13 protein-coding genes are annotated in these 14,543 nt (G+C 41.7%); 12 read left to right on the top strand and 1 reads right to left on the bottom strand.

Features of this window, described 5'->3' with window-relative positions; genetic code table 11:
* Positions 1-457 precede the first annotated feature (457 nt).
* The 12 genes from rny to AC1DVJ_RS27960 all read left to right on the top strand — a co-directional run bounded on the left by rny (position 458) and on the right by AC1DVJ_RS27960 (position 14,141).
* Complete coding sequence (rny, locus tag AC1DVJ_RS28015; protein WP_028558347.1) at positions 458-1,996, top strand: ribonuclease Y; 1,539 nt, start codon at positions 458-460, stop codon at positions 1,994-1,996.
* A gap of 116 nt (positions 1,997-2,112) precedes the next feature.
* Entirely contained in the window at positions 2,113-2,907 is a 795-nt protein-coding gene (locus AC1DVJ_RS28010) for a TIGR00282 family metallophosphoesterase (protein WP_477595641.1), read from the top strand.
* A gap of 100 nt (positions 2,908-3,007) precedes the next feature.
* The gene (locus AC1DVJ_RS28005) at positions 3,008-3,268 is read left to right on the top strand and encodes a stage V sporulation protein S (protein WP_028558349.1); all 261 of its coding nucleotides are present in this window, start codon (positions 3,008-3,010) and stop codon (positions 3,266-3,268) included.
* Between the two features lie 150 nt (positions 3,269-3,418).
* A complete protein-coding gene (locus AC1DVJ_RS28000; RefSeq protein ID WP_477595639.1) occupies positions 3,419-4,360 on the top strand; it encodes a dipeptidase in 942 nt (313 codons plus the stop codon).
* A gap of 208 nt (positions 4,361-4,568) precedes the next feature.
* The gene (locus tag AC1DVJ_RS27995; protein WP_477595637.1) at positions 4,569-6,317 is read left to right on the top strand and encodes a 2-oxoacid:acceptor oxidoreductase subunit alpha; all 1,749 of its coding nucleotides are present in this window, start codon (positions 4,569-4,571) and stop codon (positions 6,315-6,317) included.
* Positions 6,305-7,171 (top strand): 2-oxoacid:ferredoxin oxidoreductase subunit beta, encoded by an 867-nt coding sequence (locus tag AC1DVJ_RS27990; RefSeq protein ID WP_477595635.1) that lies wholly within the window; start codon positions 6,305-6,307, stop codon positions 7,169-7,171. The genes AC1DVJ_RS27995 and AC1DVJ_RS27990 overlap by 13 nt, the downstream gene beginning before the upstream one ends.
* Positions 7,172-7,269: 98 nt before the next feature.
* A complete protein-coding gene (gene pduL, locus AC1DVJ_RS27985) occupies positions 7,270-7,839 on the top strand; it encodes a phosphate propanoyltransferase (RefSeq protein WP_477595633.1) in 570 nt (189 codons plus the stop codon).
* A 427-nt stretch (positions 7,840-8,266) separates the two neighbouring features.
* Positions 8,267-10,558 carry a putative bifunctional diguanylate cyclase/phosphodiesterase gene (locus AC1DVJ_RS27980; RefSeq protein ID WP_477595631.1) on the top strand — a complete coding sequence of 764 codons (2,292 nt, stop codon included), beginning with the start codon at positions 8,267-8,269 and terminating at the stop codon, positions 10,556-10,558.
* 158 nt (positions 10,559-10,716) lie between these two features.
* Positions 10,717-12,303 (top strand): tRNA (N6-isopentenyl adenosine(37)-C2)-methylthiotransferase MiaB, encoded by a 1,587-nt coding sequence (miaB, locus tag AC1DVJ_RS27975; RefSeq protein ID WP_477595629.1) that lies wholly within the window; start codon positions 10,717-10,719, stop codon positions 12,301-12,303.
* 37 nt (positions 12,304-12,340) lie between these two features.
* A complete protein-coding gene (locus AC1DVJ_RS27970; protein ID WP_477595627.1) occupies positions 12,341-12,805 on the top strand; it encodes a YlbF/YmcA family competence regulator in 465 nt (154 codons plus the stop codon).
* A gap of 116 nt (positions 12,806-12,921) precedes the next feature.
* Positions 12,922-13,656 carry a phosphonate ABC transporter ATP-binding protein gene (locus AC1DVJ_RS27965; RefSeq protein WP_477595624.1) on the top strand — a complete coding sequence of 245 codons (735 nt, stop codon included), beginning with the start codon at positions 12,922-12,924 and terminating at the stop codon, positions 13,654-13,656.
* A complete protein-coding gene (locus AC1DVJ_RS27960; RefSeq protein ID WP_477595622.1) occupies positions 13,653-14,141 on the top strand; it encodes a low molecular weight protein-tyrosine-phosphatase in 489 nt (162 codons plus the stop codon). The genes AC1DVJ_RS27965 and AC1DVJ_RS27960 overlap by 4 nt, the downstream gene beginning before the upstream one ends.
* Before the next feature lie 70 nt (positions 14,142-14,211).
* Here the strand turns inward: AC1DVJ_RS27960 and AC1DVJ_RS27955 are convergent.
* Positions 14,212-14,543, bottom strand: a 332-nt coding sequence (locus tag AC1DVJ_RS27955; protein ID WP_477595619.1) for an ATP-binding protein, incomplete at its 5' end; no start/stop codon positions are given.

Raw genomic sequence — 14,543 nt, 5'->3', positions numbered from 1 at the left:
GTCTTGGGGTTGATCAGCACTGAAACAGATGATGAGGAAATGGAGTTTTTGGAAGATAGCTTTGATGATAATTAATCACATTAATTAGTTTTCGAATTGTTTAATGTGGTTAACTATATCTCCGTGGATAGTGGGCCTAAATGATCAACTCTTGGACATTCGCTTGACAAGCTTCTTCGACAAAAGATAAAATAACAGTGTATATTTTCATAATGTATTCAAAATCATACTAATTTCATTTGATTTTGAGAGGGCAGCTGTAAAAACCGCCAATTTTTACACTGTTGATTATGGATTATTAGCACTAGAGTGCCCTAACGCACTGTGCGCATTCATTTAAAAGCCATACTCTTTCATTGTTAAGGGTATGTATGACTAGTCAAACAATTAAATCGGATTAAAAAACCGAAGTTACCCAGGCTAACACCTTGGAGAAACCAACGAGKAGGTGAACAAGATGACTGCCATCTGGATCGCGATCATTCTCGTTGTTGGAGCTGCATGCTTAGGGATTGGTTATTTTATCCGTAAATCTCTTGCAGAAGCGAAAATTTCCAGTGCTGAAACAGCCGCTGAGCAGATAAGAGAATCTGCCAAAAAGGAAGCAGAAGCACTGAAAAAAGAAACGGTTCTGGAAGCAAAGGACGAAGTGCATAAGCTAAGGTCCGAAGCTGAAAAAGACATTCGTGAACGTCGAAATGAAATTCAACGACAAGAAAGACGATTGTTGCAAAAAGAGGAATCGCTGGATAAAAAATTAGAATCTCTCGAGCGTAAAGAAGAGTTAGTAGCCAACAAAGAGAAGCGTATCGAAGATACACAAACACAGATTGATCAGCTTTATAAAAGCCAAGTTTCCGAATTGGAGCGAATTTCTGGTCTTACAATGGAAGAAGCTAAGAGTATCATTCTGACAAATGTAGAGCAAGAAGTTCGCCATGAAACTGCGCAGCTAATCAAAGAGATTGAACAACAAGCCAAAGAAGAGGGCGATAAGAAAGCACGTGAGATCATCACACTTGCTATTCAGCGGTGTGCGGCAGATCACGTAGCTGAGACCACGGTTTCAGTTGTCTCGTTGCCTAATGAAGAAATGAAAGGCCGTATTATCGGTCGTGAAGGTAGAAATATCCGTGCATTGGAAACATTGACTGGTATTGACCTTATTATTGATGATACGCCTGAAGCAGTAATCTTATCAGGTTTTGACCCAATCCGTCGTGAAATTGCTCGCACATCACTTGAGAAACTTGTGGCGGATGGACGTATTCATCCAGCACGTATCGAAGAGATGGTTGAGAAGTCCCGTAAGGAAGTGGACGAACGTATCCGCGAATATGGGGAGCAAGCGACGTTTGAAGTTGGGGTACACGGATTGCATCCTGACTTGATCAAAATTTTGGGGCGCCTGAAGTTCAGAACAAGTTACGGACAGAACGTGTTGAAACATTCCATGGAAGTAGCGTATCTGGCTGGTTTAATGGCCGGGGAGCTCGGGGTAGACGTAACTTTGGCGAAACGTGCCGGGCTGCTTCATGACATTGGTAAAGCGTTAGACCATGAAGTTGAAGGGTCTCACGTTGAAATCGGTGTTGAGATAGGTAAGAAATACAAAGAGCATCCAATCGTTATTAATAGTATTGCTTCACATCACGGTGACGTGGAAGCAACCTCTGTTATTGCCATGCTAGTCGGTGCTGCAGACGCATTGTCCGCGGCGAGACCAGGGGCTCGTAGAGAGACACTAGAAACGTATATCAAACGTCTTGAAAAGCTGGAAGAGATTTCAGAGTCGTTTGAAGGTGTTGAGAAATCATATGCCATTCAAGCAGGCCGTGAAGTTCGCGTTATGGTGCAGCCAGAGAAAGTGGATGACACTGAAGCGTTCCGTTTAGCCCGTGATATTACGAAGAAAATCGAGGGTGAACTCGATTATCCAGGACATATTAAGGTTACGGTCATTCGTGAAACAAGAGCAGTTGAATACGCTAAATAAGAACCAAATGCGAAAAGTGGCTATCATAGCCACTTTTCCTTATTTTCAAGGCCGAATGTAAACTTCAGTGGTGCTAACCAGAACGGTTTCGGTCATAAAGGAGCTAGTCTTACGTTATGAAAATTGTATTTATCGGTGACATCGTAGGTTCTGTTGGAAGAAAAGCATTGAAGAATATCATGCCAAGACTTAAGCAATTACATCCACATGCCGTGTTCATTGCTAACGGAGAGAATGCGGCCGCGGGTAAAGGAATTACATCAGCAATTGCGAAAGAGATATATGAGATGGGCATTCAGGCGATTACGATGGGAAATCACACATGGGATCAGAAAGAGATCTTTGATTTCATTGATCGAGATGATAAAATGGTCCGTCCTGCGAACTTCCCGCCAGGGACTCCAGGAAGAGGACATACGACAATTAAAATTAAGGATCAAGAACTTTTGATCATTAATTTACAAGGACGAACATTCTTGCCACCGATCGATTGTCCATTCCGTAAAGTGGATGAAATTTTGGAAGGCGATAAGAAAAAACATAAATTTGTATTTGTCGATTTTCACGCGGAAGCGACTTCAGAGAAAATCGCAATGGGCTGGCATTTGGATGGGAGAGTTTCTGCGGTTGTTGGAACGCATACTCATGTACAAACGAATGACAACCGTGTATTGCCTCAAGGAACGGCATATGTGACGGATGTGGGGATGGTAGGGCCTCGTGATGGCATATTGGGGGTAGAACGTAATGCTGTGCTTCAGAAGTTCAAGACACAGCTTCCTGTTCGTTTCATAACGGATGAGGGGAAATGGCATTTCCATGCCGTTGTACTTGAACTAAACGATCAGACAGGACTAGCCAAAGGGATTAACTTGATTCGGTATGATGAAGATCAGGTATTCATGGATTAGCGCGCAATCAGTAATAATGGGATGAGTTAGCATGTTTAGTCAACTTTGCGAATATGATGGGTATTGGAAGCTATCCATCATTTCCGAGGAGGTACTATTCATGGATGTATTAAAAGTTTCAGCAAAATCCAATCCAAACTCCGTAGCAGGTGCATTGGCAGGCGTATTGCGTGAGCGTGGAGCCGCTGAGCTTCAAGCGATAGGTGCAGGCGCATTGAACCAAGCCATCAAAGCAGTAGCTATCGCAAGAGGATTTGTGGCGCCTAGTGGAGTCGACTTAATATGTGTACCAGCCTTCACGGATATCGTTATTGATGGGGAGGACCGGACAGCTATTAAATTGATTGTCGAGCCTCGGTAGACGGTAAGGCAAGGCAACCTGTATAAGTGTTGACTTTCATGACTGACAACCAGTTCAAACGAAATGTTATCACAGTACCTATGAAACCTCTGTATAGAGGTTTTTGTGCTGTTTAGATACCTTTATACGATGTCAGGAGGCTGGAAAAGGATGGGGATTGTAGACGGACATTGCGATGCACTAACGAAGCTATACAAGAATCCTAAGTTAGATTTCAACCAGGATGAGTTAGAACTGGATGTAAGCTTTCCAAAGCTTCAGCAGGCAGGGGTTAAGGTACAATGTTTTGCCATCTATCTTCCGGAATCCATTTCCAACCCAAGCTTTGAGCATATTTTGCAAATGATAGATATTTTTCATCGGAAGATTGCAAGTCACCCGCAAATGAGCTTTATTCAATCAGCTGCGGATTGGCTAGCGTTGGAGCAGTCCCAGAAAGTTGGGGCCATTTTAACTTTGGAAGGTATGGATGCGCTTGTTGGGAATTTGACCCACTTACGCATTTTATATCACTTAGGCGTTCGCTGTGCAGGAGTGACCTGGAACTATGCGAATTGGGCGGCGGACGGTGTATTGGAGCCCAGAAATGGCGGGTTTACAAAAAAAGGTAAGCTCATGTTAAAAGAAATCGAAACTTTGGGTATAATAGTCGATGTGTCCCATCTTTCTGTAGCAGCATTCTGGGAGCTCGCCCAAGATTACAAAAAACCATTCATTGCTTCACATTCAAACGCGTATCACATTTGTCCCCATCCAAGAAATTTATCAGATGATCAAATTAAAGCTATCATAAGATGTAAAGGTTTGATGGGTATTACATTTGTACCTTACTTTCTGGATAGCTCAAAAACAACCATTCAGATCTCATCGATTCTGAAACATATTGATTATATCTGTGCATTAGGCGGAGAGGCCCATATTGGGTTTGGTTCGGATTTTGATGGCATCGAGCAGTGGGTGGAAGATTTAAGACATGTTGGACAATACGGAAATATTATAGAGGCTTTATGTAAAAACTATACGGAGTCGCAAGTAGAGGCATTCTTGTATGGGAATTGGCGAAATTTCATGTTGGCGAACCTCCCGCAATGATAGGGAGGAATCAATCTAATATTGATATGGATACAATCTAAAAACTCTATCTTTTAGAAACGGTTAAACCTCTTGCAATTTACTCTGCAAAGGCATAGAATTTGGATGACGAGTGAAAGAAAATTTTTATTGCATCATCTTAAATTACTAAACAATTAGCTTATCAAATTTTCCTCATGCAGCTACAATTAAAAGGAGTGGACGTACGGTGATTAGTCAGTTATCTTGGAAAATCGGAGGTCAGCAGGGTGAAGGGGTCGAAAGTACAGACCGCATTTTCTCCACTGCATTGAACCGTCTCGGTTACTATTTGTATGGGTACCGTCATTTCTCTTCACGGATTAAGGGGGGGCATACAAATAACAAGATTCGCATCAGCACCAAGCCGATTCGCGCAATCTCAGACGACTTAGATATTCTTGTTGCTTTTGACCAAGAAAGTATCGATTTCAACGCACACGAACTTCGTGATAATGGTGTTATCGTTGCGGATGCTAAATTTAACCCTGTTTTACCTGAAGGAATCAAAGCTAGATTGTTCCCAGTACCGATCACTGCAATCGCAGAGGAATTAGGAACTTCCCTATTTAAGAACATGGCCGCGTCAGGCGCTTCATGGGCTCTACTTGGCTTGCCGATTGACGTGTTTAATAAAGCTGTTGAAGAAGAATTTGGCCGTAAAGGTGCAGCTGTCGTTGAGAAGAATATTGAAGCAGTTCGTAAAGGTGCGGAATCCGTTCTTGAACTCGCTGGTGGACCTATCGCTGACTTCCAACTTGAGCCTGCTGACGGACAACAAAAATTGTTCATGATCGGAAATGATGCAATCGCTCTTGGAGCTGTAGCTGCAGGTTGCCGCTTCATGCCAGCTTATCCAATTACACCTGCATCCGAAGTTATGGAATATTTGCAAAAAGTACTTCCTAAATTGGGTGGAACAGTTATTCAAACTGAAGATGAAATTGCAGCATGTACAATGGCAATCGGTGCTAACTACGCGGGTGCTCGTGCTCTAACAGCTTCTGCAGGTCCTGGTTTGTCCTTGATGATGGAAGCAATTGGTCTTGCTGGTATGACAGAAACACCAGTTGTTATCGTTGATACACAACGTGGTGGCCCAAGTACAGGACTTCCAACAAAACAAGAGCAGTCCGATTTGAACGCAATGGTTTACGGAACTCACGGTGAAATCCCGAAAATCGTATTATCCCCAAGCACGATTGAAGAGTGCTTCTACGATACAATTGAAGCTTTCAACCTTGCTGAGAAATACCAAGTACCAGTTATTCTTATGACAGATCTTCAGCTTTCCCTAGGTAAACAATCCGCAGAAATGTTGGATTACAACCGCATCGTGATTGACCGCGGCGCACTAGTCACTGAAGCTCCTGAACAAGAACCGAATCAATTGTTCAAACGCTATGAGTTCACGGAAAAAGGTGTTTCACCACGTGTGATTCCAGGCGTTAAGCACGGTATCCATCATGTAACAGGTGTAGAGCATGACCAAACTGGTCGTCCGTCGGAAAGCACTGAAAACCGTCAACGAATGATGGATAAGCGTCTTGAAAAGTTGAAACACATTCAAGTGACGGATGCGATTAAAGCTGATGCACCTCACGAAACACCAGACCTTCTTATCATAGGTATGGGTTCAACTGGTGGTACAATTGATGAAGCTAGACGTCGTGTTGAATTGGAAGGTATCAAAACCAACCATGCAACAGTTCGATTGATTCATCCATTCCCAGCTGATCAACTAAGACYGCTTGTTGAAAAAGCGAAAACAGTTATCGTTGTTGAAAACAACGCGACTGGTCAATTAGCAGATCAAATCAAACTTCATGTTGGGCATGCAGATAAAATTAAAAATGTGCTTAAATATAACGGTAACCCATTCTTACCAGCAGAAATCGAACAAAAATGTAAGGAGTTGACTTTAGCATGGCAACATTAAAAGACTTTCGTAACAATGTAAAGCCTAACTGGTGTCCTGGATGCGGAGATTTCTCCGTTCAAGCGGCTATTCAGCGCGCTTCAGCTAATGTTGGTTTGGAGCCGGAAAACTTAGCAATCGTTTCAGGTATCGGATGCTCTGGACGTATCTCTGGATACATCAATGCCTATGGATTCCACGGTATCCACGGAAGATCATTGCCAATCGCACAAGGCGTGAAAATGGCTAACCGCGATTTGACAGTTATCGCTTCTGGCGGAGACGGAGACGGCTTTGCGATTGGTATGGGGCACACTGTTCATGCTATTCGTCGTAACATTGATGTTACTTACATCGTAATGGATAACCAAATCTACGGTTTGACGAAAGGTCAAGCTTCTCCACGTAGTGCGGAAGGTTTCAAAACGAAAAGCGTACCATCAGGTACAATTGAGTCTGCGATCTCTCCTTTAGAAATCGCAATGGCTGCTGGTGCTTCGTTCGTTGCACAATCGTTCTCCAGTAACTTGAAACAGTTAACAGCTGTAATTGAAGCTGGTTTGAATCACAAAGGTTTCTCCTTGATTAACGTATTCAGCCCATGTGTAACTTTCAACAAAGTAAACACGTATGACTGGTTCAAAGAGAATATCGTAGATTTGGATGAGATTCCAGACTATGATTACACAAACCGCGTGATGGCGATGACGAAAATTATGGAAACAAACTCCATGTTGACGGGTATCATCTACCAAAACAAAGATAAAAAGAGCTACGAAGATTCCATTCCTAGCTTTGCTAAAGAAGGTCTTACGAAACAAGATCTTAAGCTTTCTGAAGCTGACTTTAGCAAATTTCTTACTGAGTTCAAATAAACCATTACTTACGAAGGCATGCGGTGAAATTCCGTATGCCTTTTTTGTTAAGCGGTAATACTTAAAATTAGGATTTGAATGAGAGGATGATTTCCACAATGCCGTTGATTCCAATTGGTGTTTCAGCAAGACACATACATCTTTCACAAATGCATTTAGTCGAGCTCTTCGGTGATGGTTATGAGCTTTCGGTATTCAAAGATCTTTCCCAGCCTGGGCAATACGCGGCACAGGAGACTGTTGCCATTGTAGGGCCTAAAGGTCAATTTGATAAAGTGCGGATTCTAGGTCCGATAAGACCTCAAACACAAATTGAGGTTTCACGCACAGATGCTTTCACATTAGGAATTCATCCTCCAGTACGTGAATCGGGTCAAATTGAAAATACGCCTGGATTGCGTGTGATTGGCCCCAAAGGGGAGGTTACCTTAGAGAAAGGGGTCATTGTTGCGGCAAGACATATTCATTTCCATACTACCGAAGCTAATCAATGGGGGATTCAAGATAAACAACGCCTTCGAGTTCAATTGCGTGGTGAAAGACCGTTAATTTTAGAAGATGTGATTGCGCGAGTATCGGATCAATTTGCTTTGGATATGCATATTGATACAGACGAAGGAAATGCAGCGGGTGTTAAAACAGGAGACGAGGCGGAGCTTCTTCTTTAATATTAATGGCATTAATTATTATACGAAGGACTAATCATACGAATCTAACCATCCATTACACAAACAGGTGAAGGATGGTTTTTATTTGCATAATTTAAAAGGAAATTACGCAAAGATGTAACTTTTGCTTGTTTTCGGGTATATTCGACATAAATGTATAGAGGCTCCATGTAAATCATGGTAAGATTGTTTACAATAGTTTTATATTTATGCGTATTGTTAGGCGTATTGATCTGAACCAGTAACTTCTTCGGTTTGTAATTATCAATGCCTAAAGTGAGGAGACATCATTGTGGAAACTATCTCAAGTACTTATAACATCCCCCTCGTCATCTTTTCGATTCTCATTGCCATCATAGCATCATTTGCTGCGTTGGATCTTGCAATCAGAATCCATAAGGCCAAAAGCTCTGCAAGGCAAGCCTGGTTGGCTGGAGGCGCTTTTGCTATGGGAATGGGCATTTGGTCCATGCATTTTGTGGGGATGCTGGCATTTCATTTGCCTTTATCCGTCATGTACCAATTGTCTACGGTGATTTACTCCATTATACCAGCGCTACTTGCATCTTGGTTAGCCTTACATATCATTAGCCGATCCATCATGCGTAAGTCTCACGTGTTTATCGGAGCTGCTTTGATTGCCACAGGTATCGTTTCTATGCATTACATTGGTATGGAAGCAATGGTCATGGGCGCAACAATTGTATATAATCCCTTTCTATGGGCTCTTTCTGCCATCATTGCTTATGTTGTTTCATTAGTAGCACTCCTGTTGTTATTCTCGGTAAAACAGAATGCAAGTTCTCCTCGCATTTTGATGCGGAAACTAGGTAGTTCGTTGATCATGGGGATTGCCATATGTGGTATGCACTATACGGGCATGGCTGCTGCAACATTCAAGCATGATCATGCTCATTTGGTCTCAGAGCGTACATTTGACACTTCATTGTTAGCGTATTTGATAGGATTTGGCATTTTGTTCATTTTAGGGTTGACATTCATCAGCACATTTATTGATAGACGATTTGAATCGCAGCTGATGATGTCAGAGAAAAGATTTCGCTCCGTCGTGGAATCAGCCCATGATGCCATAATATTAGCGGATAGTAAAGGGACAATTATATCTTGGAATAAAGGTGCCCAAATAATTTTTGGATATGAAGAACAGGAGCTTATCGGTGAGAAATTACATATTATTTTCCCGGATCGTTATCTAGCCTATCATCAAGAGCGTTTGGAGAGTCTCATGACTATTACCGAGGAGAATGAGTTTGGTAGAGCATATGAACTACAAGGTTTAAGAAAAGATCAAAGCGAGTTACCGGTTGAACTATCTTTAGCAGTTTGGAAAGAAGAAGGAAGCACGTACATAAGCTGCATCATCCGAGATATTTCAGAACGAAAAAGGGCTGAAGAAAAAATCAATCAAATGGTGTATCGCGATGCACTAACGGGGTTGCCGAATCGGCTATTATTGAATGATCGACTCGAACTCGCTTTGGATCAAGCTCATGAAAACCAGCAAATCATAGGAATTATGTTTATTGATCTAGATCGGTTTAAATATATTAATGACACATTAGGTCATGCAATGGGTGATAAGTTATTGATAGAGGTTGCAAATCGATTCGAAACTTGCATTGGTAAAGGTGATACGGTTTCTCGGCAAGGCGGCGATGAATTTATTGTTCTTTGGGCGCACACAACCGCTGATGAAATGATGAAAAATGCTCAAAAAATTGTTCGTATATTCTCTCAGTCATTTAGCATTCTTGAACATGAGCTATTCGTTACGCCTTCGATTGGTATCAGTCTCTACCCATCAGATGGTGGAGATATTGAGACATTGATTAAGAATGCAGACACTGCGATGTATCGTGTGAAAGAACAAGGAAAAAATAATTTTCAGTTTTACACACCGGAGATGAACGAAGCAGTAACTAAAAAAATGCAGATGGAAATAGGATTACGTAAAGCATTGGAACGAAATGAATTTAGAGTCTTTTATCAGCCTCAGGTTGATGTGAATTCGGGTAAGGTTATCGGTGCAGAAGCACTAATCCGTTGGCAACACCCAGAATGGGGACATATATCTCCTGCTGATTTCATTCCATTAGCAGAAGAAACGGGATTAATAATTCCCATTGGTGAATKGGTGCTCAATGAAGCATGCCGCCAAAATAAAGAATGGCAGAACCAAGGATTCGTTCCATTGCGTATGGCAGTCAATATTTCATCAAAGCAATTTAAGCAAAGTAACTTAATTGAAATGGTGAGTCATGCATTAGAGGAGACTGGGTTAGCTCCGCATTATCTTGAACTTGAGTTAACGGAAAGTATTATTCAAGATTCGAAGTACGCCATTGAGACCATGCATAAACTAAAAACGATGGGTATCTTTTTATCGATCGACGATTTTGGAACTGGCTATTCTTCCTTAAATTATTTGAAGCTTTTTCCGATCGACAGCTTAAAGATTGATCAATCTTTTACCCGAAATATGTTTGAGGATGCTAAGGATGCTGCACTTGTACATACGATTATTACAATGGCACATAATTTGGATCTGAAAGTTATTGCAGAAGGTGTGGAAACGAAGGAACAGCTTCAATTCTTACTACAACGAGAATGTAATGAAGCGCAAGGATACTTATTTAGTCGGCCAATTCCTGCACAAGAGATGACAAGCATTATCAAACAGCAATATACCTATGGTTAGATGCGAAATCTTCAGCCTTCTCTTTAGAGAAGGTTTTTTGTCCATATAACGTGTTACAGAAGCCATTATGGATATACAGGTATCATTTGTGCTATAATTTGATATTGGGTTAATACAAGTTTGAGCTATATTTATAGATAAAGGGAAGTGAATTCATCATGTCGAAGGAGAACCAAAATACATCGGATTTAAAATCCGACAAGGTTAAGGATTACTCCAAATACTTTGACTTCTCGGATGCGAAAGTGTTAAGCCAAGAAGAGGGCAAAACGACTTATCGAATTAAAGGTCGGAATATCCAAATCAATTCTGCACCCAATTATAAGGATGAGAAGCAACGTGGTAAAGAGGACATTCAGGTTCATTACGATTTCGCCATTCCGGAAGATATGCAGCAATTTGGTAAGGACAAATATTATTTAATCACCACTTATGGTTGTCAAATGAATGAGCATGATACCGAAGTCATGAAGGGCCTTTTCGAGCAAATGGGCTATACAGCTACGGAAGACAAGCAGATTGCAGATGTCATCTTGTTAAATACGTGTGCAATTCGTGAGAATGCCGAGGATAAAGTGTTCGGTGAGCTTGGTCATCTGAAAACATTGAAAGCGCAGAAGCCAGGACTTATTCTCGGTGTATGTGGATGTATGTCGCAGGAAGAATCCGTTGTCAATCGTATTATGCAAAAGCATGCCTTTGTCGATATGATTTTCGGAACACATAATATTCATCGCTTACCAAGCCTTTTGAAAGATGCCTTTTTCAACAAAGAAATGGTTGTGGAGGTATGGTCAAAGGAAGGCGATATCGTAGAAAATCTCCCCAAAAAACGGGAAGGTATCCGTGCTTGGGTTAATATTATGTACGGCTGCGATAAGTTTTGCACCTACTGTATCGTGCCATATACACGTGGTAAAGAACGAAGCCGTAGACCACAGGACGTTTTGGCTGAAGTCAGGGATTTGGCTCGTCAAGGCTTTCAGGAAATTACGCTACTAGGACAGAATGTCAATGCCTATGGCAAAGACTTTGAAGATATAACGTACACGTTCGCTGATTTGATGGACGATATTCGTAAAATTGATGTTCCGCGTATACGTTTCACAACATCGCATCCGAGAGATTTTGATGATCGCTTGATCGAAGTTTTAGGCAAACGAGGTAATCTCGTTGAGCATATTCATTTGCCAGTGCAAGCTGGTAATACAGAAGTCTTAAAACGGATGAGCCGGAAGTATTCGAGAGATCATTATTTGCAGCTTGCTGGTAAAATTAAGGCAACAATGCCTGATGTTGTGTTAACAACTGACATTATCGTTGGTTTTCCAGGCGAGACGGATGAGCAATTCGAGGATACGATGACGCTGTACGAGGAAGTTGGTTTTGATTTTGCGTTTACCTTCATTTATTCTCCGAGAGTAGGTACGCCTGCAGCTGAGATGGAAGACAATGTTCCAATGGAAGTGAAGAAACAACGCTTATACCGTCTGAATGAGCTGGTCAATAAACTAAGCAAAGACAGCAATGAGCGATTGCTGAATCAAACCGTTGAAGTATTGGTTGAAGGTGAAAGTAAAAACAATGTGGATGTGCTTGCCGGCCGTACACGGACGAATAAACTCATCCATTTCACAGGAGATCCATCCTTGATTGGCCAAATGGTTGAGGTTAAAGTCACTCATGCACAAACTTGGATTTTGAAGGGTGAAATTGTTCAAAAGCCACTTCAAATGTCAGTATAATATTTTCTAACGAGATTAAATAGGAGCGTGTTTAGATATGTCCCAATGTGATCATGCACATGATGATAATCAGCCTCATGCATTTAAAGTAGAGGAATTTACGAATACAGAAATGGTCGTCCGCGAAGATATTTTGGCGAAAGCGAAGGAACTTGCTACTTTACTTACAACTTCCAATGAAGTTCAGTTCTATCAAAAAGCTGAAAAGCAAATCGCAACAAATCCAGATATTCAAACCTTAATTAGCGCCATTAAGAAAAAGCAAAAAGAGATTGTTGCTTTTGAAACGTTCCAAAACAAGAAAATGGTGGAAAAAATCGAGAATGAAATCGAAGTCCTGCAGGATGAATTAGACGGGATACCGATCGTTAACGAGTTCAAGCAAACACAAGAAGATATTAACTATTTGCTTCAACTTGTCATGTCGGTAGTCAGAGATACGATTTCGGATAAAATTAATGTTGAAGCAGGCGCGGCAGAAGCACCAACTTCTTGCGATTAAGGATTACATGTAGAAGAGAAGGAAATCGCCCTCAACGAGCCGAGTAACAGCTTGACTTGAGCGGCGATTTTTTCCAAAACATAAGAATTACTAGGCTTACGTGAAGGAGAGTTGTCATGCTGACAGTTCGAAATTTAAGTAAAGTATTTCCCCCAGACAATCAGGTTCTATCGCAAATTAGCTTTCAGGTAGATGCAGGTGAATTTATCGCGGTAATCGGGAGCAGTGGAAGCGGGAAAACAACGCTGCTGAAGTGTATTAGTCACCAAGAGAAATGGACAAGCGGTCAGCTCATTTATAACTCAAATGATATTACGAAGCCAGGTCCATGGGACCGTTTTAAATTAGGCAAGGATTTTGCCTACCTAGAAGAGAAGCCTTTTTTAAATCGGAATAAAAGCGCTGTCAAAAATGTGTTGATGGGCAGGGTGTATCAAGCTCCGCTTCGAATGGTCACGGGCTTGTCGTCGAGAAATGAGAAAATCGATAGCATGGACTTCTTAGAGAAGGTCGGCCTTTTGGATAAAGGGGACAAGAAGGTTKGTCAGCTTAGTGGTGGCGAACAGCAACGTGTAGCGATTGCTAAAGCGTTGATTCTTGGACCTAAGGTACTCGTCGCAGATGAGCCTGTATCTGGACTTGATCCCAAGTCCACGGAGTACATTCTGCAAGATTTGAAGTCCTTGTGCAAAGAGAGGAACATGAGTGTAATCGCCACGCTGCATAAGGTTGAATTAGCGGAACGATTCGCAACGCGTATTTGGGGGGTCTCTGAAGGTAGAATTGTATTAGACATTCCAGCTAGACCACTTACACTCAATGAAAAAATGCTCGTTTTTGGACAAATATGATTAGGGTCTTATTCGTCTGTTTAGGTAACATATGTCGTTCGCCCATGGCGGAAGCTGTATTTCGTCATCAAGTGAAGGAAGCGGGACTTGAAGCTGTCATTTCTATAGATTCGGCCGGCACAGGGGATTGGCATATCGGTCATCCTCCACATCAAGGAACACGGGATATTCTTGACCGTCATCATATTGGTTATGAAGGCTTGAAAGCCAGGCAACTACGTCCTGATGATTTCCACCAATTTACTTACATCATTGCGATGGATGAAAGTAATGTTGCGAATCTCGCCTCGTTTGCTCCTGAATTAGCGGGGGATGTGAAGAATGCATCGATACATAAATTGTTGGATTTCTCAAGTAATCTGGGGCATTCCGACGTGCCTGATCCGTATTATACCGGGAAGTTTCAAGAAGTGTTTGAGTTGGTGGAGGAAAGCTGCAGTCGATTACTCGCATTTATCGTTGAGAAGGAAAAGTTAGCTAAATAAGTGTATTGAAATTTAATAAGCAAGCTGGACAAGAGTGCACTCTTATCTAGCTTGCTTATTTGATATGTTTTCAGTTTTGTTGGAAAATAATTGAACATTGCGTGCCGCGATTRAGKCTGCTTGAAAATGAAATTTTACCGTTCATTTTCTGTATAAGGCTCATGACTACGACAAGTCCAAGTCCTGTTCCATGTTCTTTGGTCGTATAGAAGGGCTTACCCAAGGAATTCAGTTGCGTATCCGTCATTCCAACACCCGTGTCTGAAATCGAGATCTGGACAGCGCTAGGATGCTTCCAAGTGCGTAAGGACAACCGTCCTCCTTTAGGCATGGATTCAATTGCGTTTTTAATGAGATTGAGTAAGCATTGGCGGAGCTTTTGGGACTCGCCAAGAATATATA

The organism is Paenibacillus sp. P4_A9, assembly GCF_056402415.1.
This window is presented reverse-complemented; position numbering and strand designations above follow the sequence as displayed.

Bases quoted from the DNA above. Each gene is read 5' to 3' on its own strand.
- rny (WP_028558347.1), top strand. From the start codon at position 458: ATGACTGCCATCTGGATCGCGATCATTCTCGTTGTTGGAGCTGCATGC.
- AC1DVJ_RS28010 (WP_477595641.1), top strand. From the start codon at position 2,113: ATGAAAATTGTATTTATCGGTGACATCGTAGGTTCTGTTGGAAGAAAA.
- AC1DVJ_RS28005 (WP_028558349.1), top strand. From the start codon at position 3,008: ATGGATGTATTAAAAGTTTCAGCAAAATCCAATCCAAACTCCGTAGCA.
- AC1DVJ_RS28000 (WP_477595639.1), top strand. From the start codon at position 3,419: ATGGGGATTGTAGACGGACATTGCGATGCACTAACGAAGCTATACAAG.
- AC1DVJ_RS27990 (WP_477595635.1), top strand. From the start codon at position 6,305: ATGGCAACATTAAAAGACTTTCGTAACAATGTAAAGCCTAACTGGTGT.
- pduL (WP_477595633.1), top strand. From the start codon at position 7,270: ATGCCGTTGATTCCAATTGGTGTTTCAGCAAGACACATACATCTTTCA.
- miaB (WP_477595629.1), top strand. From the start codon at position 10,717: ATGTCGAAGGAGAACCAAAATACATCGGATTTAAAATCCGACAAGGTT.
- AC1DVJ_RS27970 (WP_477595627.1), top strand. From the start codon at position 12,341: ATGTCCCAATGTGATCATGCACATGATGATAATCAGCCTCATGCATTT.
- AC1DVJ_RS27960 (WP_477595622.1), top strand. From the start codon at position 13,653: ATGATTAGGGTCTTATTCGTCTGTTTAGGTAACATATGTCGTTCGCCC.